Source organism: Paraburkholderia diazotrophica (genome assembly GCF_900108945.1).
Lineage (GTDB): Bacteria > Pseudomonadota > Gammaproteobacteria > Burkholderiales > Burkholderiaceae > Paraburkholderia > Paraburkholderia diazotrophica.
This window is the reverse complement of record NZ_FNYE01000025.1, coordinates 19,967-39,175: the sequence shown is the minus strand read 5'-3', so window position 1 is coordinate 39,175 and position 19,209 is coordinate 19,967. Positions and strand designations below refer to the sequence as shown.

Sequence of the window (19,209 nt, the reverse complement as noted above, 5' to 3'; positions counted from 1 at the left end):
TGCGGTCATTTGCGGGGTTTAATCGAGAGATCGCCGTAGGTCGACTGTTGCCAGAATCGAAGTATGGCGTGCTGCGTGCACGATTTGGCAGCAGGGTTTTTTCAGTCCGGTCATTTTCCGATTAAACCCGCTGTTTCCCGCATTGTTTTTCGACGGAAACATCTATTCATGAGCGAATTCAAGTTTGCCGACCTGAGCGGCGAGACGACGGACGAGTTGTTGTCGCGCGCCGATGCACTGTGCCGTAGCGACCGGCTCGACGAAGCGGACGAGCTGTGCCGTGAAGTGCTCGCCATCGATCCGGCGCATGCCGGCGCGCTGAATCTGCGCGGCATGGTCGCGTATCGCAGCGGCGAGCATGCGCGGGCGGCGGACCTGATCATGGAGGCGATCAGTCGCGATCCCAAGCCGGACTACTACTTCGCGCTCGGCAACGTGATGGCGGCGCATCGCCGGGTGGCTGCCGCTGCCGAATGTTTCCGGCTGGTCACGCAGATGCAGCCGGAGCACGCCGACGCCTACAACAACCTCGGCATCGCGCAGCGTGGGCTGAAGCAGTATCACGATGCGGTGCAGTCGTTCTGCAAGGTGCTGGAATTGCAGCCCGGCAATGGACGCGCGTACAACAATCTCGCCAATGTGCTGCTCTCGCTGGACGAGCTGCCGGCGGCGCTGGAGGCATGGCAGATCGCCACCGAGCGGGCCCCGGCTGAGCTCGAGCCGCGCAGCAACCGGCTGACTGCGTTGAACTACGCCACGGGCACGACGCCCGAACAGTATCTGGACGAGGCGCGCAAGTTTGCACAGGTTGTGGAAGAGGCGGCCCAGCCGTTCCGGAGTTGGCTCGTCGGCATGGCGCCGCGCACCGAACGGCCGTTGCGCGTCGGGATCGTGTCGTCGGATCTGCGGTGTCATCCCGTCGGGTATTTTCTCGAGAACGTGGTCAAGAGTCTCGATCCCGCCCGCGTTGAACTGGTGGCTTACCAGACATCACGGGAGGAAGACGAATTGACCGTCCGCCTCAAGCCGCATTTCAACAGCTGGCAGTCGATCGCGGGCATCCGCGACTTCGCCGCTGCCCAGCAGATCCGCAACGACAAGATCGATGTACTAATTGATGCGTCCGGGCATACGACGCACAACCGCCTTGCGCTGTTCGCGTGGAAGCCCGCGCCCGTTCAGGTCAGCTGGCCCGGTTATTTCGCGAGCACGGGGCTCAAGGCGATTGACTACCTGCTCGGCGACCGTCACGTGCTGCCGCAGGGCGAAGAACATCACTTCGTCGAAAAGCCGTGGCGGCTGCCGGACAGCTACCTGTGCTTCACGCCGCCGGACCGCGCGCCGGCAGTCGGCCCGTTGCCCGCGCTGAAAAACGGCGTCGTCACATTCGGCTATTTCGGCCGGCTCACCAAAATGACCGATGTCGTCGTTGCGACGTGGGCGGCGATCCTGCGCCGCGTGCCGGGCTCTCGCCTGCTGCTGAAGGCCGCACAGCTCGACTTCGACGATATCCGCGAGACGACGCTCAAGCGCTTCTCGATGCATGGGATCGGCGCGGAGCAACTGCTGCTCGAAGGGTTCTCGGCGCGCGGCGATTATCTGGATGCGTACAACCGCGTCGATATCGCGCTGAGCCCGTTCCCGTACTCGTCGGGCACGACAGCGGCCGAGAGCCTGTGGATGGGCGTACCCGTGCTCGGCATGCACGGCGATCGCTTCGTCTCGCACATCGTCGAGAGCATCGTGCATGCGGCGGGACTCGGTGATACGTGGATCGCGCAATCCCGCGACGACTACATCGGGCGAGCCGTTGCGTTCGCCGCCAATCTGCAGGCAGTGGGCGATCTGCGCGCCGGGCTGCGTGCGCAGGTGCTCGCGTCGCCGCTGTGCGATGCACCGCGCTTCGCGCGCCACCTGGAGGACGCCCTGCATGCAATGTGGGATGAAAACCTCGCGCAGCGGCTGCAGACGAAAAACGAGGCGTCGTGAACATGAGCGAGGTTGAACGCATTGCCGATATTCCGGCGTCGATCGAACAGGCGCTCGGCCATCATCGCGCTGGCCGGTTCGATGCCGCACGTTCGCTGTACGAGGACGTGCTGCGGGCAGACCCGCAGCAGCCGGATGCGCTGCATTTTCTCGGACTGCTCGCGTGCCAGCTGCACAGGACCGACGTCGGCGTGAAGCTGATCGAGCAGTCGCTCGCGGTACGGCCCGACGCGATCTACTACAACAATTTCGGCAACGTGCTGGCGGATCTCGGCCGCTTCGACGAGGCGATCGTCAGCTACAAGAGTGCGCTGGGCCTGAGATTCAACTATCCGGAAGCGCATAACAATCTCGGTAATGCGCTGCGTCAGGCGAAGCAGCCGGATGCGTCGATGCGCGCCTGCGCGGAAGCCATTCGCCTGCAACCGGGATATGCGGAGGCGTACAACAACCTCGGCAACGCGCTGCATGACATGGGTGAACTCGACGAAGCGCTGGCCAGCTATTGCAAGGCGATCGAGCTGAATCCGGAATATGCGGTTGCGTACAACAACGTCGGCAACGTCTTGCGCGAGCAGGACAAGCCGGAACTGGCGATCGACCTTTTCCGCAAGGCCGTGGCGTTGCAGCCGAATCTTTGGGCCGCGCATCACAGCCTCTGTTTGCTGCTGCGCGAGCGCGGCGAGCTGGCCGACGCGCTCGCGAGCCTTCGGCAGGCGCTCAGTCCCGAGGATGTCGAGGCGCGCAACACGCTCGCCTGCGTGCTGCGCGACACGGGCGACCTGGACGGAGCGGAGAGCGAGTGCCGCGAAGTGCTCCTGATCAGTCCGGAGTTCGCAGACGCGCACTGCACATTGGCCAGCGTGCTGTGCGGTCTTGGACGCCACGAGGATGCGCTGAAGTCCTGCGGGCGGGCGATCGAACTCGATCCGGAGCATCAGCCGTCCTACCGTGGCCTGGGCCTGATCTATTACCACCTCGAGAGACAGCCGGCCGCGATTCTCAGTCTTCGTCACGCGCTCGAACTATCACCCCGGGACGATCACGCATGGCTGATGCTCGCGAATGCGCTGCGCGAGGACCGTCAGCTCGATGAAGCGCTGGAGGCGGTCAACAAGTCACTGTCGATCGGCGAGAAAAGCGCTGCGAAGTATCTGTCGCTCGGCGACATTCTGCAGGCTCGCGGGGCGATCGAAGAAGGCCTCGAGATGCACGTGAAGGCGCTGGAACTCGGATGCGATCCGATCGAGACCTATGCGCGCCTGCTGTTCACGATGCCGGGCTCGCCGCGTTATTCCGCGCTCGACATGCGCGAGCATGCCGTGCGCTATGGCCAGTTGGCGGCCGCCGGGGCTAAACCGTTCACGCACGCGCCTTCTTCGTACGACGGCAAGCGGCCGCTGCGGATCGGTTTCGTATCAGGCGACCTGCGCGGCCATCCTGTCGGCATCTTCCTCGAAAGCATCATGGGGCATCTGGACCGCACGCGTATCGATCCGATCGCGTATGTGACGTTCAACAAGAAGAACGACGCGATCACGGCGCGCCTGAAGCCGCATTTCTCCGCGTGGCATTCGATCGAGAAGCTGTCGACCCTGGAGGCTGCCGAGAAGATTCGCGACGACAACCTCGATATCCTCATCGATCTGTCCGGCCATACGGCGTTCACCGCGCTGCCGGTTTTCGCGTGGCGTCCGGCGCCGCTGCAGGTCAGCTGGCTGGGATTCTTCGCAACGACCGGCTGCGAGTTCATCGATTACTTCATCGGCGATCCGCATACGTTGCCGCAAAGCGAAGAACATCACTTCGTCGAGAAGGCGTGGCGGTTGCCCGACAGTTACCTGTGCTTCACCCCGCCCGACAATGCGCCGGATGTCGGGCCGCTGCCGATGGAACGGAACGGATTTGTCACCTTCGGGTATTTCGGCAAGCTCATCAAGGTGACGGACGATGTCGTGGCGCTGTGGGCTCGCGTGCTGCATCGGGTGCCGGACTCGAAGCTGTTCCTGAAGGCGATCGGCCTGGGCAGCGACTATCTGCAGATCAAGACGATCGAGCGTTTCGCGCGCCATGGCATCGACGCGAGCCGGCTGATTCTCGAAGGCGAGTCGTCGCGCGTCGAATATCTGGAGGCATACAATCGCCTCGATATCGCGTTGAGTCCGTTTCCGTATGGGGGCGGCACGACGACGGCCGAGGGACTATGGATGGGCGCGCCGGTGCTGGGCTTGAAGGGCGATCGCTTTCTCACGCATATCTGCGAAAGCCTGCTTCATGCGGCCGGGCTCGGCGAATGGGTGGCGGCAGACAAGGACGCGTACGTCGAGAAGGCGGTTGCGTTCGCGTCCGACCCGGACCGGCTGGCAGCGTTGCGTGCGGGGCTGCGCGAGCAGACGAGGCTATCGCCGATGTGCGATGCGCCGCGCTTTGCGAACAACCTCGTCGACGCATTCCATCGGATGTGGGAACTGCATCTGAATACTCGGTCCGCTGTCTGAAGCGTGACGCTACGTACTGCGGCCAGCCGGTTTGACCGGCTGGCCGCAGCTTTTTGCGGCGTCATGCCTGCGCTGCTGCGCGGCCGTCCGATTACTTGTTGGTCGCGAGCGCGCCGGCGCTGTCCTTGCCACCGAACAGCTGCGTCAGATAGTTCGTGTTGTTCTGCATCTGCGCCATCAGGGTGTTCAGCGCGCTGAACTGCGCGGTGTATTGCGCGGTCAGTTCGTTCGAGTAATCGGTCAGTTGCGTCGCCTGGTCCTTCAGGTTGCTCAGGTCCTGGTTCAACGCCTGCGTGCGCTGATCGATGATGCCGCTCGTCTGAATGTACGACGACATGAACGTATCCAGCTTCGCACCGATCCCGGTGCCGCTGTTGAAGATCGCGTTCACGGCTGTGGGGTTCGACGTCAGCGCGGTTTGCAGCGCGGTGCTGTCCACCGTCAGCGTGCCGTCCGGCTGGAGGTTCAGGCCGATCGACGCCAGGCTGTAGGTGGTGGTGCCGCTTTTGACACCCGCACTGATCAGCGAGGCCAGGCCGTTCGTGATGCCGTTCGTCATCGAGTCGCCGAGCAGCGGACCGGCAGTCGACGTGCTCGAATCGTACGACGAGAGCTTGCTGGCCGTCGTCACATAGTTGTTGTACGCGGTGACGAAGCTTTGGATCGCGTCGGTCGATGCCGACGTATTGGCCGATACGGTGAGCGTTTGCGTGCTATTCGCCGCTGCGCCCGAAATATCCAGCGTGACGCCGCTCAGTACATTAGTGAGAGTATTGCTGGCGCTGGTCGTCGGAATGCCGTTGACGCTGACGTTCGCGTCCACGCCGGCCGTGCTCGACTGGACGGACGCGAGTGCTGCATTGGCGCCGCCCGAATCGGAAATGGAAATCGCCGTGTTCGAGCCGGTCTGCGTCGAGGTGAGCGTGAGGTACTGATTGACGTTGCCCGACGAGTCGGTGGACGTGATGACGGCTGCGGACACGCCGGCGTTGGCTTTGTTGATCGCGCTCGCCACGTCGGTAAGCGACGCGCCGGCCTTGATCGTGACGCTGGTTGCAGCGCCCGAGCCGACCTGAATGCTGAGCGTGTCGGCGTTGAACGTGGTTCCCGTTGCGATCGGGTTCAGGCGCGCGGTGCTGGCCGTCGCCACGTTCGTGATGGCGACCGAATAGGTGCCCGCCACGGCGCCCGTGCCGGTGGTTGCCGTCACGCCCGTGCCGGTGACGGCCGCCTGCATCTGCGCGAGCGCAGTGCCGTTCAGGAAACCCGCCAGCGCGGTATCGAGAGAAGAGAGCGCCGACTTGATCTGACCGACTGCCGAAAGCTCGGTGTTGTCCGAGGTCTGCTTGTTGGTGATGATTGCGCTTTGACCAGCCGTCTTCGCCGCCACGAGAGTCTGAACGAGCGAATTGACGTCCATCGTCGAGTTGGTCGCGCCGCTGATGATCGACTGTGCCGCTGCCGCCAGTTGGGAAGACAGATCGGTTGTCGTCGTGGAAGTCGTGCTCGTCGTGGTGGTCGTCATGTTGGTAGCTCCGCTCGGCTGTGTCGGGCAGGACGGTATCGGCTGAAACACCGACAGGAAGGCGAGCCTTCCTGTCGGTGTCGATGCATTGAATCAGGCTGCGCGGTGCGATGCTGCACGCGCGCAGCTCAAGCGATTACTGCAGGAGCTTCAGGATCTGCTGCGGCAGCGAGTTCGCTTGCGACAGCACCGAGATACCAGCTTGCTGCAGCACTTGCGCCTTGCTCAGGTTCGCCGTTTCTTGCGCGAAGTCAGCGTCGGTGATCTGCGAGCGTGCGGCGCTCATGTTGGTCGATTCCGTTTGCGTGCTCGTCACCGTAGCCGACAGCGTGTTCTGCTGTGCGCCGAGCGCTGCCTGATACGTGTTGATCGCTGCGAGTGCCGCGTCGATCTGCGACAGTGCCGATTGCGCGCCTGCGCTCGTGCTGATGTCGACGCCGCTGACGCTCAGGCCCGAGCTGTCGAACACCGAAGCGCCGAAGTTGATGCCAACGGTCTGGCCCGAGAACGCACCGACCTGGAAGTTGACCGTGCCGGCGCTCGACAGGATCTGCAGGCCGTTGAACGTCGTCTGACCGGCGATGCGGTTGATTTCCTGCAGACGCGTCGAAACTTCCGCTTGCAGGTCGCTCAGTGCGTTCGAGTCGAGCGAGCCGTCGCCTGCTTCAACTGCCAGCTGGCGGATACGTTGCAGGTTGTCGATCGTCGAGCTCAGCGCGCCGTTGGCGGTCTGCACCATCGAGATCGCGTCGTTCGCGTTTGCAACGCCCTGGTTCAGCGCGTTGATCGACGCCGTTTGCGACGTAGCGATTGCATTGCCTGCGGCATCGTCAGCTGCCGTGTTGATGCGCTTGCCCGACGACAGGCGATTGATGGCTTGCGACAGCGCGCTTTGCGAACCCGACAGGTTCTGCTGCGCGGTCAGCGACATGATGTTGGTGTTGATGTTCAGCATTTTTGCGTCCTCGTATGCTAAGCGCCAGGAGATGACTGGTTTTGGCTACCGGCGTCGCGCTGCTTTTTGCGAATGGCGCCGCCTGTCCTGGTTGACGGCGGTGCAGAAAAAAACTTTAGGGAGCCATCGATGCGTATGTGTGAACAAGCGCTGGTCGAATGGCCGATCGGACCGACCGGAGAGGTGTGGCGGGCGTGAAGAGGTCGGCGCTGAGAATGAGCGTTCTGTGCTGGCTTCGTCGAGCGCGGCGGGGAAGAGGCAAGGCGAATTGAGCTGGCTGGTGAGTCGGCGACCGGTCGTTTCGCGGTTGCTGTTGCGTGGCTTTGGGTGCCATTTGCGGAGCGGATTGCGTACTGCGGATTTCGAGTGTCGGACAGCTGCCTCGGCTTCACGCGCCGCAGGGGCGCCAGACATCGGGCCGCTCCCGATGCCGGCACACCGCTTCGTCACATTGCTATTTCGCCAGTGCGTGAAGCCGGAATGACCAGATTGCCGCGCTATGGCGCAGGCTTCTGCGACAGGTGGTGGGCTCGACGGTCGCCCGACGGACGGGCGGTGGTGCGCGGAGTATTCGCGTTCCATGCGATTACGCAATTCGTCGCGCGCGATGTTGATGCCGGCTGGCTAGTTTTTGCGACGGCCGACGTTTTGTTGACGAGCGCATCCCGCACTGCGTCTCAAGGCGATCGGTCCTCGTGAACCTGCGCCTATAGCATGCCGATGGTGTGATATTGGCGGACCGACTGAATTCGTTGCCGCGCCTTCGCGTTTTCCTGCGTCAGCGTATCGAGGCCGACGCGAGCGGCTTCGCTGATTTGCTCGTCCAGAGTCTGGATTTCACGAATGAGCGCGAGCGCATGTGGAGGCTGTTCCTGCTTCAGCGACATCAGCAGGGGTGAGCGTTCCGAGACGAGCGTCTCTGCGCGCAGCCAGTCGCGCTGGCTAACTGCGGCGTGAATTTCGTGTGTCAACTGCACGACACGGGTGAGCACTTCGATCGTCATGTCGGTTCCGGTTGGAGGCTGGACTCCTTCAGCGTCGCGCTGTCGCGAAGTTTCGCCGCATTCGGGCCGCGTCGACCGCCTTCCCATGGTTGACGGCGCGACGCTGGCAAACTTTAGGCGTCGTCGTCGTAGGTGTGCTGCGCGGTCGTAGCGCCTCAACTTTGAGATAATCGGTTTGATCGCCGGCTCGATCTGCGGCGTAGACGAATGTGCAATGGACAGCCGGACGGCAGAGGTTTTTCTGCGACGCTCAAGTGGGGCAACCCGCAAGTCTGGCGCTTTTTTCTTAAAGGCGATCAATCAACGGACGTCACGGGCGCTTCAGTCGTCTGGGCGTCCGGGCGCGCCAAGTGCCTGACCACGATCAACAAACGCTGGCCGGCAGTATCATTTCCTGATATCATCGGGAGTGAATTGAGATCTTTGCTCGTTTCGTCATGGGTTGCTGGTGGCGAAACGCTAGCTAGGCGCGGCGCTGCAACGTGCGCTGCCCGCGTTTCGCGGTGAACTCCCACCTCTCTTTTCCGGCCTCCGTGGCCGCTTTGCCTCTCGTTTCAGTTGTGCTTCGCCAGAGTCTGGAACGACCGGAGGGCCGGCGCGTGAGTGGGCTAACCGCCACGCCATTAACCGTATCAAGCGTATTTAGGAATTACATGACGACGATTCTTCTGAAGGAAAACGAGCCGTTCGAAGTGGCAATCCGCCGCTTCCGCCGCGCAATCGAAAAAAATGGCCTGATCGCAGAACTGCGTGAGCGCCAGTCGTACGAAAAGCCGACGACGGCACGTAAGCGCAAGAAGGCAGCTGCAGTAAAGCGCCTGCACAAGCGCCTGCGCAGCCAGATGCTGCCGAAGAAGCTGCACTAAGCACGCTTCCGGCACGCGAAAGCACGCCAAACGGCGGTGTAGCTTCGAAAGAAGCCACACCGCCGTTTTCACTTTGGGGTCATCGTTCGAGGAATAGGACCCGGATATGGTGGTCTGCCGCGACACGCAGAAATCGCGAACGCGTTTTGTGTTGCAACGGCGCGACATGAGCGCGCACTACAACCTTCACGAGATCGGCGCCGAACGCATCACTTCGACATTTTCGTGCGCCCTTTCTTGCCGAGCGTCGCGCATCGCATACGGCAGGCGCAGTCCGTCTGATGGTCGTTGACCATGCCCACCGCCTGCATGAACGCATAACAGATGGTTGTGCCGACAAATTTGCAGCCGTAGCGTTTCAGCGCCTTGCTGAGCGCATCCGATACTTCCGTCGACGCCGGCGCGTGCTTGTATGTCGTCCACGTATTCTGAATCGGCGTGTTGTCGACGAACGACCACACGAAATCCGCGAATGAACCATGCTCCACCTGGATCTGCTGGACGGCCTTTGCATTCGTCACCGCCGACTCGATCTTGCCGCGATGTCGCACGATGCTTTCATCCAGTACAAGTGCGTCGAGCTTTTGCTGGGAGAAGCGGGCGACTTTGTCGATCTCGAAGTGAGAGAAGGCACGCCGGTATCCGTCGCGCTTGTTCAGTATCGTCGACCACGATAGTCCGGCCTGCGCGCCTTCGAGCACCAGCATTTCGAACAGATGCCGGTCATCCCGCGAGGGGACGCCCCACTCGGTGTCGTGATAGTGTGCGAGCGCTTCGCTCGTCGCCCAGTTGCATCGCTGCTCAGCCACGTTCAGGCTCCTGCATGGTTGGTTGATCGTCCGTCGATCAGGCCACGCCAGCATAGCGGAACGGAATGCGGCCGCAACCTGGCCATTCGGCTAATTGTCGCGAGCGGGCGGACCTGCCACGCTATGCCATAAGACATCACTGAGCACATCGATGAACCAAAACCTCTATCTGATCGGCGTCGACGGTGGCGGCACCGGCACGCGCGTCGTGCTGGCGAACGCCGCAGGTCACGAACTCGCGCAAGGCACGGCCGGGCCATCGGGACTCGGTCTGGGTGTCGAGCGCGCCTGGGAAGCCATCCTCGCCGCGAGCGCGCAGGCGTTCGAGCGTGCCGGCCTTGCCGCAGACTGGTCGCGCTGCGTAATTGGCTGTGGACTTGCGGGCGTCAACAACCGGGACTGGTTGGCTGCGTTTCGCGCAGAGGCGCCCGCGCTGGCCGGACTCGCAATCGAAAGCGATGCCTATACCACGCTGCTCGGCGCGCACGGTGGCGAGCCGGGCGTGATCGTCGCGCTGGGGACGGGCAGTGTGGCGGCCGGGCTCGACCGCGGCGGCGCAAGCCGCATGGTCAGCGGCTATGGCTATCCGTCCGCCGACGAAGCTAGCGGCGCGTGGCTCGGCTTGCGCGCGATCGTGCACGCGCAGCAGGCGCTCGACGGTCGCGTTCCCGCCGACGAGTTCTCGAAAGCGCTTGTCGAGCATGTCGGCGCAACTGATCGCGACGGACTCGTCGTATGGTTGTGCGACGCGAATCAGACGGCGTATGCGAGCCTTGCGCCTGTCGTCGTCGCGCATCGCGAGCACCCGTTTGCGGCGCGGCTGCTCCGGCAAGCCGGCGAGGAGATCGGCAAGATGATTGCCGCGCTTGACCCGTCGGGAGAGTTGCCTGTCGCGCTATGCGGCGGGCTCGGAAAGCCATTGAGCGAGTATGTGCCACCGCCGTTTCGCGCGCGTCTGCGCGCGCCGATTGCGGACTCGGCGCACGGTGCGCTGCAACTCGCGCAGCGCGAGGCCGCGCGAATCGGCGCCGGGTAAGCGCTTCGGCGCCGGATAAGCGCTTCGACGCCGGAGGAGCGCGTCGATCGCGAGCCGTGAACGGTGAACGGTGAACGGTGAACGGTGAACGGAAAGGCGCGCGCCCGGAGGCGATAAAATAGATGCTCTCAGACGCCGCCTGCCCGCCTTCCCATGTACAAAGTCATCGCCAGTGATCTCGATGGAACGCTACTGAACAGCAACCATCAGGTCGATCCTTTTACGATCAGCACAATGCGTGCGCTCGAATCGCAGGGCGTGCCCATCGTCATCGCGACCGGGCGCCACTATTGCGACGTCGCTGGCATTCGTGATGTGCTGGGCATCCGGCCGTATCTGATCACATCGAACGGCGCGCGCGTTCATGCGCCCGACGATGAAATGATCTTCGCCGACGACCTTCGTCCGAACGTCGTTCAGCAACTGATCAAACCGGACATCGCGGGTGAGCACGGGCGCGTGATCGTCAACCTGTTCGCCGACCGCGAATGGCTGATCGACCGCGATGCGCCGCACCTGCTGCGCTATCACCAGGACTCGGGCTTTACTTACAACGTAATCGATCTTCAGCAGCACGACGGCGCCGACATCGCGAAGGCGCTCTACATCGGCGACCCGGCCGATCTCGCCGTGGTGGCGGCCAATCTTCAGCGGGCATTCGGCGAGGCGCTGTACGTCACTTACTCGCTGCCGGATTGTCTTGAGGTGATGACAGCGAATGTGTCGAAGGGGCGCGCGTTGCAGTTCGTGCTTGACCGGCTGAGCATATCGGTGGCCAGGTGTGTCGCGTTCGGCGACAACATGAACGACATCGATATGCTCGAAACGGTCGGCCATCCGTTCATGATGAACAACGCGAATCCCGATCTGATCGCGCGCCTGCCGAACGTGCCGCGCATCGGCAATAACTTCGAAGCGGCCGTCGCGCACCATCTGCGTAAGCTCTTCGAACTCGATGACGAGCTGACTGCGTAAAACCCACAACGCATCCGATTCACACGGCGCGCGGCCCATTACGAGAACGGGACGCGCGCCATGCAAGGCGTCGAGAAATCGGCGTTGGAGTGCGCCCGAGGTCTCATCGCGAGGCGCTACCTGACGAGGGCTTCCTCACTTGCCCCGATCCCTCGATTACGGCCTCGTCGAGACCTTAGTCGTGGTACCCCCAACCACGGCCGTTCTCGTTCCAGTGGTTGCCGTGGTTGTCATTCCAACGGTTGTCGTGATCCCAGCCGCGGCCGCGGTTCCAGTCGCGGTCGTGTCGGTAGCGATAGCCGTCATAGCGATGGTCGCCCCAGTACCGGTTGCCGTAATAGACAGGTTGCGGAGCCGCGTACACCGGCGCCGGTGCGACGTACGCCGGAGCGGGCGCGCCGAGCGACAAGCCGATGCTCAGATTCGTATGCGCCTGTGCGACACCGCATGCGCCAGCGGCGAGTCCAGCTGCGACGAGCACGTGAGTGACGATGCGCTTCATGTTGCTTCTCCTGTGAATGCGGCGTGTTTGCCGTACAGGTTCAATCTACGCATCGTCGGCGGATTGGGCTGCGACAGGTTGTTACGAAGTGAAAGCGGGCAATGCGCACCGCGAAAGCTTTTCCAACGTCGGACTCGCCGATGCCGACAAGCGAGCGGCAGCGCCACGCGCCGGCCCAGTCGTGGCGGGCCAAAGCGAGCTGGATCTTCCGTCGGCCAGATTGCTCATACGGACGCAGTAAATGCGACCGTAAACCTGCCTTACATTTGAACCATCTATTAATGCGGAACGCCTGCTCGCAAACAAACAAAAACGGGGCGCTGCAGCGCCCCGTTTTCTATTAGACGGATCAACGAACTTCAGGCTGTGACCCGCGTACCTTGCGGGTCTTCGGATTGCCGGGTGTCGCCTGCAACGAGCGGATATACGATGCCCGCGATCACGGCGCCGACAATGGGCGCGACCCAGAAGAGCCACAACTGGTCGACAGCAGCGCCGCCGACGAAGAGCGCGGGACCCGTCGAGCGCGCCGGATTCACCGACGTATTGGTGACGGGAATCGAAACAAGGTGAATCAGTGTCAGGCACAAGCCGATCGCAATAGGCGCGAAGCCGGCGGGCGCGCGTTTGTCGGTGGCGCCGAGAATGATGAAAAGGAAGAATGCCGTCATCACCGTTTCGCAGACGAATGCAGCCGGCATCGCATAGTGGCCGGGCGAGCGCTCGCCATAACCGTTGGTCGCGAAACCGCTGGAGACCAGATGGAAGTCCGCGTTGCCCGAAGCGATGACCGACAGCACGTAGGCGCCGAGTACGGCGCCGATCACTTGCGCGACGACGTACGGCACGAGGTCGCGTGCCGGGAAGCGGCCGGCGACGGTCAGCCCGACGCTCACCGCCGGATTCAGATGACAACCGGAAATATGGCCAATGGCATAGGCCATTGTGAGAACAGTTAGGCCGAACGCAAGCGACACGCCGACGAAACCGATGCCGAGGCCGTGAACAGGACCTGCGAAGTTTGCGGCGAGGACGGCGCTGCCGCAGCCACCGAGAACGAGCCAAAAGGTGCCGAACAGCTCCGCCGCTAGGCGCTTGAAGAGATTCATCGTATGTAATCCTAATAAGTGCGTGGGAATTGAAGGATAGGAAGCGCGCGCTACGGCGCTTGCGAGCGGAAATTTTAAGCACCGTTGAGGAAACGGAGTGTCAAGAATTGTCATTCACGAACGCGGAATTATTTCGTGATAAAAGCCGGCTCTTTGAACGATTCAATCGGATTTAATAAATTACTCAGACGAAAACTTTTGATAGGCGTATTCATCTCCATTGCGAATTTCGTTTGCACCGGCTAATCTCCGTGCTAACCACTTTAGAAAAAAGAGGGGAGCCCAAATGTCGCAATACGCAGATCTCAAGGCGCAAATTGCTCGCTTGCAGGCAGAAGCGGACGAAGCGCGCCGTCATGAAGTCGGCAATGTGATTGCCGAAATCCGCCAGAAAATCGCGGAGTACGGACTGAGCGCCAATGACCTCGGTTTTGTAGAGGCGGCCCGCCGTGGGCGCCCGCCCAAGAAGGCGCCGCTGCCCGCCAAGTATCAGGACCCGAAGTCGGGAAGCACATGGAGCGGCCGGGGAAAGCCGCCCAAGTGGATTGCCGGCAAAAATCGCGAGCGCTTTCTGATCGGCGAGGCGTAATCAGGTCAGACGATGAAAGCCATTTGAAGGTGATCAGGCTGTATGCGCCGCATGCGGATTCCTTAATTGCGGCCAAAGGCGTTCGAGATACGAGGAAGCACTGATGGCGTTAAAGTGCATTTAAGAAAGCGTTTCCACTACTGGTCCGGTTTGATCGATCGGAATAAAAAAAGCCGCCCGAGGGGGCGGCTTTTTCTTGAAGCGATTTGAACGGAAGGCTTGAACGGTCGCGCAAACGATTGACGTGAATAATTTACGCGTCTATTACGCCTTCCGGCAGAGTTGACCGGTAACGATCAGCCCACTGCCACGCGGCGCAGCATCGGGCGGCGCGTTGCTTCGAGGAGCGCCGTGTAGCTGTCGACGTAGTTCTGCGCCATGATCTTTGAACTGAAGCGGCGCTCGAATTGCGAGCGGATTTCAGTGCGCGACAGTTCGTCGATCCGCTGCAGTGCTGCCACGGCACCCTGCACGTCCTCGCAGATGAAGCCCGTCACGCCGTGGTCGATCACTTCGGGCACCGAGCCGCGATTGAACGCGATGACAGGCGTGCCGCATGCCATCGACTCGATCATCACGAGGCCGAACGGCTCCGACCAGTCGATCGGGAACAGCAGCGCCTTCGCACCCGACAGGAACTCCGGCTTCTGCGCCTCGTTGATTTCGCCGATGAATTCGACGTGCGCCTGCGACAGCAGGGGTTCGATTTCCGACTTGAAGTATTCCTGGTCGACCTTGTCCACCTTGGCGGCGATCTTCAGCGGCAAACCGCTTTGTGCAGCGATCTTGATGGCCGTATCGACGCGCTTTTCCGGACAGATGCGGCCAAGGAACGCCAGGTATTCCGGCTTCTTGTCGCTTTGCGGCGTGAGCAGCTGGTCCGGCAGGCCGTGGTAGATAGTGTTGAGCCAGTTCGCCTGCTGTAGCGGCAGACGCTGCGAATCCGAAATCGAGACCACGGGCGCGTCCGTGAACGTGTCGAACACCGGCTGCAGTTCCGGCAGATCCAGACGGCCGTGCAGCGTCGTCACGAACGGCGTGTCCAGCGTCGAAAAGAGCGGGAACGGCAGATAGTCGAGGTGAAAGTGCAGCACGTCGAATTCGTGCGCGATCTTGCGCACACGCTCGAGCAGCAGCATGTGCGGAGCGAGCGCGTCGCGGATCGTCGGATCCAGACGCAGCGCGCGCGGCCACGCGGCTTCAAGCTTGGCGGACGTCACCGAATCGCCGCTCGCGAAGAGCGTCACATCGTGACCCAGATCGACCAGCGCTTCGGTCAGATACGACACGACGCGTTCTGTGCCGCCATAGAGTTTCGGTGGGACAGCTTCATACAACGGCGCGATTTGTGCGATTCGCATGCGTGATCTCCTTTTGCAAAACGGCTTCGCGCTGCGCTGCCCTGGCGTGTGGCAAAAAGCGGAAGCCTGTCGGACGGTTGGGCGCGGTGTGCCGCCGCCCGTCGCAGGAAACCCAATCGGGTTATCCCTAGGTCCCATTATCGGGATCGGGCGCGCCAATTCGAGCTATTTTTCAAACACTTAACGTTGTTACAGCGCGAAACATGATGCGTAATAAGTGTACGGATGCTGCTGGAATGCTCGCCGCGACTGGCATATAGACAATATCCCCCGCTCTTTGCGCCAGATGGCGCAGCATGTTGCGCCACGCTTTCGTCCGATCTTATTGTGCATTGCCGCAGCTATCGGCGCAAAATTGCTTGGTCGGGTTTCAGATATGAGCGCATAATCCGCTTCCCAATCCTTTCGCACCTACTCGCATGCAGTCGGCTTGCGCTTTCAATGCGCCTTAATGCCGTTTCAGATCCCGCATCGAAAATTTGTAGGAAAAAGACCTACAGAAATCCTGGATTTTTCCGTCAACCAATTGAGGCGGATGTCCGATTCCCGTCGGCTAGCCCTTTCGAGAAAATGCATGCTGACCATAAGCGTGCCGTTCGCTGCTTTTTTAACGCGAGCGAGCAAACGTTTTACATAGGCCTGACCAGCCAGATCGAATCGGGGGATTCATGAGCGCTCAAAGCGACATGCTCAATGAAATTAGGGAAGTGAACTTGTCGTATCTGCTGCTTGCCCAGCGCCTGCTGCGCGAAGACAAGCCAATGGGCATGTTCCGCATGGGCATCTCCGAGCAGCTTGCCGACGTGCTCTCCAATCTGTCGCTCGCGCAGACCGTCAAACTGGCCGCGTCGAACCAGTTGCTGTGCCGCTTCCGCTTCGACGATCACCAGATCCTCTCGTCGCTCGCCGACAAGGGCAAAGCGAGCGTCGTCGCCCAAGCGCATTCCGCAATCCTGATGGCTGGACAGCCTGTCGAGCAGATCGGCTGACGCCGGCCGGCGCGCGTGCGCCGCAGACACGCAGACAGACGCAATCCTACGCGCGCCGGCGACGGCGCTCTTTCACCGTTCCCGCCGGGGCGCGCCGCACCGCGCGCCGAAAAGGCGAAACGGGCAACGGACGCGGGAAGCGAGGCGGATGGCACAAAAAAGCGTGATGCTCGAAGTCAGGGAAATCACCCTGGCGATTGAACTGATCGAACTCGGCGCGCGTCTGCAGTTGCTCGAAGCGGAAACGACGCTGTCGCGCGACCGGCTCACGAGGCTGTACAAGGAAGTGAAGGGCGAGTCGCCGCCCAAGGGCATGCTGCCGTTCTCGACGGACTGGTTCACGACGTGGCAGCCGAACATTCACGCTTCGCTGTTCTACAACATCTACCGGTTCATGTCGCAGCGTGGCGGCTGCGCGACGATCCACTCGATCGTCAAAGCGTACCGGCTGTATCTCGAACACGTGCGGCTGCACCTCGACGAGCCGGTACTCAGTCTCACCCGTGCGTGGACGCTGGTGCGCTTCTTCGACTCCGGCATGCTCCAGACGACGCCCTGCACCCGCTGCCGCGGGCATTTTGTCGCCCATGCACATGACCCACATCAAGGCTTCGTATGCGGGCTGTGCGCACCGCCGTCGCGCGCCGGCAAGACCCGCAAAGCCGCTGACGCCCACGGCGGCGGAACGCAAGCGGCCGTCGGCAAGCTGTCCGCCGCGGCCGCGGAAGCGCTGCCGGGCGGCGCGGAGGCGTCCGCGTGAGCGTGCGCCACACGGCCGATCTGCACGTGCGGCGGCTCTTTGCATGCGCGTGCGCGTCCTCTGGTTAACACCGCCCCGCTCCAGAATCCAATCCGCCAAAGTTTTCCAATCGTTTGCCGTAAACCTGAATAACGACGGTCTCCGTCGACTTTCGTGAGGGCTCGGCAGTGCTGATTTTCGTGGGAACACTCGTTACGCTGTTGTCCGTCTTCGGCGGGTATGCGCTGGAGGGCGGCCACCTGGGCGCGCTCATGCAGCCCGTCGAAGTGCTGATGATCGCTGGAGCGGGTCTCGGCGCGTTCATCCTCGGCAATGGGATGAAGACGATCAAGGCTACGTTGCGCGTGATTCCGACGCTGTTCAAGGGCGCCAAGTACAACAAGGACGTCTACATGGAGCTGATGGCGCTCCTCTACGTCCTGCTTGCGAAGGCGCGCAAGGAGGGCACGCTCACGCTCGAAGCGGATATCGACGATCCGCAGAAGAGTCCGATTTTCACGCAGTACCCGAAGATCCTGGCGGACCATCACATCGTCGAATTCCTGACGGACTATCTGCGCCTGATGGTCGGCGGCAACATGAACGCTTTCGAGATCGAAAGCCTGATGGACGAAGAGATCGAAACGCATCACGCCGAGGGCGAAGGACCCGCGCACGCGCTGATGAAGGTCGGCGACGCGATGCCCGCATTCGGTATCGTCGCGGCCGTGATGGGCGTCGTGCACACGATGGCCTCCGCCGACAAGCCGCCCGCCGTGCTCGGCGAAATGATCGCGCAGGCGCTGGTCGGCACGTTCCTCGGCATTCTGCTTTCGTATGGCCTCATCAGTCCGCTCGCGAGCGTCGCGGAGCAGCGCGTCAAGGAGTCGACCAAGATGTTCCAGTGCATCAAGGTCACGATCCTCGCGAGCCTGAACGGCTACGCGCCTGCCATCGCCGTCGAATTCGGCCGCAAGGTGCTGTTCTCGACCGAACGCCCGTCGTTCGCCGAGCTGGAAGAGCACGTGCGCCGCGTGAAGGCGAAGTAACGGCGGACACAGGCGAGGAATCGGGCAATGAGCAAGGACAAGGACCGCGCAATCGTCGTCAAGCGCGCCGCGCCGAAGAAGGACGGCCATCACGGCGGCGCGTGGAAGCTCGCGTACGCGGACTTCATGACGGCGATGATGGCCTTCTTCCTGCTGATGTGGCTGCTGAGTTCGGCATCGTCGGCGCAGTTGAAGGGCATCGCCGACTACTTCAATCAGCCGCTGAAGCTCACGCTGTGGGGCGGCGACCGCAGCGCCGTCGATTCGAGCATGATGAAGGCGAGCGGCCGCGACATCTCGACCGACCGGGACGGCATCACGCGTCAGAGCGAAGGCTCGACGAACCGCGCCGAGCACACGGCGATGCGCGCCGACGACCAGGCGATGCAGCAGTTGCAGGGCGCCGTCGAGCGCCACGAACAGGTGCGTCTGCACGACCTGCAGGTGAAGCTGATGGCCGCGATCGAAGCGAACCCCGTGCTGCGTCAGTTCAAGCAGCAGATTCGCATCGACTCGACGCTGCAAGGCTTGCGCATCGAAATCGTCGATACGCAGAAGCGCCCGATGTTCGCGACCGCGCAGGCCGTCGTCCAGCCGTACATGCGCGACATTCTGCGGGCGATCGGCAACACGCTGAACGACGTGCCGAACCGCATCGTCGTGCAGGGCCACACCGACGCCGTGCCGTACGCGGGCGGCGACAAGGGCTATAGCAACTGGGAGCTGTCCGCGGACCGTGCGAACGCATCGCGCCGCGAGCTGATCGCGGGCGGCATGGACGAGACCAAGGTGTTGCGCGTGCTGGGCCTCGCGTCGACACAAAACCTGAACAAGGCCGACCCGCTCGATCCGGAGAACCGGCGCATCAGCATCATCGTGCTGAACAAGCGCTCGGAAGAAGCCATGATGCACGACGACACGTCGTCGACCACCTTGTCGAACGACGCAGCCGGAGCCGGCAAGCCGCTGCTGCAAAAGATCACGCAACCCGCTCCGCAACAAGGGCAACAACCCGGGCCGCAACCCGCCTTGCGATCCGGTGTGAATGGAGCGAAGGCCGGCCCGCAACCGGCTTCGCCGCAGCCGTCGCCGCAGGCCGCAGCGCCTGACGCGAAGGAGAACGGCGCGGCCGAAACGGCCGTGGTCGAGCAAAGCGTGGCTGGCAAGGGCGCGGCGCCTGCAACGGCGACGCAATGACAGACAGCGGATCGCGA

At 62.2% G+C, this 19,209-nt stretch carries 17 protein-coding genes; 10 read left to right on the top strand and 7 right to left on the bottom strand.

The window, feature by feature from the left end; translation table 11 throughout:
• Positions 1-168 precede the first annotated feature (168 nt).
• Together BMW76_RS26375 and BMW76_RS26370 are read left to right on the top strand one after the other, a co-directional pair.
• On the top strand, positions 169-1,989 hold the full coding sequence (locus BMW76_RS26375) for an O-linked N-acetylglucosamine transferase, SPINDLY family protein (RefSeq protein WP_090870571.1): 1,821 nt from the start codon (positions 169-171) through the stop codon (positions 1,987-1,989).
• Between the two features lie 2 nt (positions 1,990-1,991).
• Complete coding sequence (locus tag BMW76_RS26370) at positions 1,992-4,487, top strand: tetratricopeptide repeat protein (RefSeq protein WP_245763398.1); 2,496 nt, start codon at positions 1,992-1,994, stop codon at positions 4,485-4,487.
• Positions 4,488-4,578: 91 nt separating this feature from the next.
• On the opposite strand, the gene fliD is transcribed toward BMW76_RS26370, so the two are convergent.
• From fliD to BMW76_RS26355, 3 genes are all read right to left on the bottom strand, one after another.
• Positions 4,579-6,012, bottom strand: a complete 1,434-nt coding sequence (fliD, locus tag BMW76_RS26365; protein WP_090870569.1) for a flagellar filament capping protein FliD — start codon at positions 6,010-6,012, stop codon at positions 4,579-4,581.
• 136 nt (positions 6,013-6,148) lie between these two features.
• Positions 6,149-6,967, bottom strand: coding sequence for a flagellin domain-containing protein (locus BMW76_RS26360; protein ID WP_090870567.1), 819 nt, complete (start codon positions 6,965-6,967; stop codon positions 6,149-6,151).
• A gap of 707 nt (positions 6,968-7,674) precedes the next feature.
• The gene (locus BMW76_RS26355) at positions 7,675-7,971 is read right to left on the bottom strand and encodes a flagellar protein FliT (RefSeq protein ID WP_090870565.1); all 297 of its coding nucleotides are present in this window, start codon (positions 7,969-7,971) and stop codon (positions 7,675-7,677) included.
• 653 nt (positions 7,972-8,624) lie between these two features.
• On the opposite strand from BMW76_RS26355, the gene rpsU reads away from it, so the two are divergent.
• A complete protein-coding gene (gene rpsU, locus BMW76_RS26350) occupies positions 8,625-8,837 on the top strand; it encodes a 30S ribosomal protein S21 (protein WP_006050883.1) in 213 nt (70 codons plus the stop codon).
• Positions 8,838-9,046: 209 nt separating this feature from the next.
• Here the strand turns inward: rpsU and BMW76_RS26345 are convergent, their stop codons facing one another.
• Positions 9,047-9,700, bottom strand: coding sequence for a DNA-3-methyladenine glycosylase I (locus tag BMW76_RS26345; protein WP_177200503.1), 654 nt, complete (start codon positions 9,698-9,700; stop codon positions 9,047-9,049).
• 97 nt (positions 9,701-9,797) lie between these two features.
• Here BMW76_RS26345 and BMW76_RS26340 point away from each other — a divergent pair, with 97 nt between their 5' ends.
• A complete protein-coding gene (locus BMW76_RS26340) occupies positions 9,798-10,682 on the top strand; it encodes a BadF/BadG/BcrA/BcrD ATPase family protein (protein WP_090870561.1) in 885 nt (294 codons plus the stop codon).
• Between the two features lie 153 nt (positions 10,683-10,835).
• Positions 10,836-11,657, top strand: coding sequence for a Cof-type HAD-IIB family hydrolase (locus BMW76_RS26335; RefSeq protein WP_090870559.1), 822 nt, complete (start codon positions 10,836-10,838; stop codon positions 11,655-11,657).
• 175 nt (positions 11,658-11,832) lie between these two features.
• Here BMW76_RS26335 and BMW76_RS26330 read toward each other — a convergent pair whose 3' ends face one another.
• Positions 11,833-12,159, bottom strand: coding sequence for a hypothetical protein (locus tag BMW76_RS26330; protein WP_090870558.1), 327 nt, complete (start codon positions 12,157-12,159; stop codon positions 11,833-11,835).
• A 359-nt stretch (positions 12,160-12,518) separates the two neighbouring features.
• Entirely contained in the window at positions 12,519-13,268 is a 750-nt protein-coding gene (aqpZ, locus tag BMW76_RS26325) for an aquaporin Z (RefSeq protein WP_090870556.1), read from the bottom strand.
• Between the two features lie 286 nt (positions 13,269-13,554).
• Here aqpZ and BMW76_RS26320 point away from each other — a divergent pair, with 286 nt between their 5' ends.
• Entirely contained in the window at positions 13,555-13,857 is a 303-nt protein-coding gene (locus tag BMW76_RS26320) for an H-NS histone family protein (protein ID WP_090870554.1), read from the top strand.
• 296 nt (positions 13,858-14,153) lie between these two features.
• Here the strand turns inward: BMW76_RS26320 and BMW76_RS26315 are convergent, their stop codons facing one another.
• On the bottom strand, positions 14,154-15,218 hold the full coding sequence (locus BMW76_RS26315; RefSeq protein ID WP_090870552.1) for a glycosyltransferase family 4 protein: 1,065 nt from the start codon (positions 15,216-15,218) through the stop codon (positions 14,154-14,156).
• A 668-nt stretch (positions 15,219-15,886) separates the two neighbouring features.
• Here BMW76_RS26315 and flhD point away from each other — a divergent pair.
• The 4 genes from flhD (at position 15,887) to motB (ending at position 19,192) form a co-directional block, all read left to right on the top strand.
• Positions 15,887-16,207: a flagellar transcriptional regulator FlhD gene (flhD, locus tag BMW76_RS26310; RefSeq protein WP_090870550.1), complete on the top strand. Its 321-nt coding sequence runs from the start codon at positions 15,887-15,889 to the stop codon at positions 16,205-16,207.
• Between the two features lie 148 nt (positions 16,208-16,355).
• Entirely contained in the window at positions 16,356-16,967 is a 612-nt protein-coding gene (flhC, locus tag BMW76_RS26305; protein ID WP_090870548.1) for a flagellar transcriptional regulator FlhC, read from the top strand.
• 167 nt (positions 16,968-17,134) lie between these two features.
• A complete protein-coding gene (gene motA, locus BMW76_RS26300; protein ID WP_090870546.1) occupies positions 17,135-17,995 on the top strand; it encodes a flagellar motor stator protein MotA in 861 nt (286 codons plus the stop codon).
• 27 nt (positions 17,996-18,022) lie between these two features.
• Positions 18,023-19,192 (top strand): flagellar motor protein MotB, encoded by a 1,170-nt coding sequence (gene motB, locus BMW76_RS26295; RefSeq protein WP_090870544.1) that lies wholly within the window; start codon positions 18,023-18,025, stop codon positions 19,190-19,192.
• The last annotated feature ends 17 nt before the right edge of the window (positions 19,193-19,209 follow it).

What these genes read in the sequence shown, in the direction of transcription:
- BMW76_RS26375 (WP_090870571.1), top strand. Translation starts at nt 169, where the DNA reads ATGAGCGAATTCAAGTTTGCCGACCTGAGCGGCGAGACGACGGACGAG.
- BMW76_RS26370 (WP_245763398.1), top strand. Translation starts at nt 1,992, where the DNA reads ATGAGCGAGGTTGAACGCATTGCCGATATTCCGGCGTCGATCGAACAG.
- fliD (WP_090870569.1), bottom strand. Translation starts at nt 6,012, where the DNA reads ATGACGACCACCACGACGAGCACGACTTCCACGACGACAACCGATCTG.
- BMW76_RS26360 (WP_090870567.1), bottom strand. Translation starts at nt 6,967, where the DNA reads ATGCTGAACATCAACACCAACATCATGTCGCTGACCGCGCAGCAGAAC.
- BMW76_RS26355 (WP_090870565.1), bottom strand. Translation starts at nt 7,971, where the DNA reads ATGACGATCGAAGTGCTCACCCGTGTCGTGCAGTTGACACACGAAATT.
- rpsU (WP_006050883.1), top strand. Translation starts at nt 8,625, where the DNA reads ATGACGACGATTCTTCTGAAGGAAAACGAGCCGTTCGAAGTGGCAATC.
- BMW76_RS26345 (WP_177200503.1), bottom strand. Translation starts at nt 9,700, where the DNA reads ATGCTGGCGTGGCCTGATCGACGGACGATCAACCAACCATGCAGGAGC.
- BMW76_RS26340 (WP_090870561.1), top strand. Translation starts at nt 9,798, where the DNA reads ATGAACCAAAACCTCTATCTGATCGGCGTCGACGGTGGCGGCACCGGC.
- BMW76_RS26335 (WP_090870559.1), top strand. Translation starts at nt 10,836, where the DNA reads ATGTACAAAGTCATCGCCAGTGATCTCGATGGAACGCTACTGAACAGC.
- BMW76_RS26330 (WP_090870558.1), bottom strand. Translation starts at nt 12,159, where the DNA reads ATGAAGCGCATCGTCACTCACGTGCTCGTCGCAGCTGGACTCGCCGCT.
- aqpZ (WP_090870556.1), bottom strand. Translation starts at nt 13,268, where the DNA reads ATGAATCTCTTCAAGCGCCTAGCGGCGGAGCTGTTCGGCACCTTTTGG.
- BMW76_RS26320 (WP_090870554.1), top strand. Translation starts at nt 13,555, where the DNA reads ATGTCGCAATACGCAGATCTCAAGGCGCAAATTGCTCGCTTGCAGGCA.
- BMW76_RS26315 (WP_090870552.1), bottom strand. Translation starts at nt 15,218, where the DNA reads ATGCGAATCGCACAAATCGCGCCGTTGTATGAAGCTGTCCCACCGAAA.
- flhD (WP_090870550.1), top strand. Translation starts at nt 15,887, where the DNA reads ATGAGCGCTCAAAGCGACATGCTCAATGAAATTAGGGAAGTGAACTTG.
- flhC (WP_090870548.1), top strand. Translation starts at nt 16,356, where the DNA reads ATGGCACAAAAAAGCGTGATGCTCGAAGTCAGGGAAATCACCCTGGCG.
- motB (WP_090870544.1), top strand. Translation starts at nt 18,023, where the DNA reads ATGAGCAAGGACAAGGACCGCGCAATCGTCGTCAAGCGCGCCGCGCCG.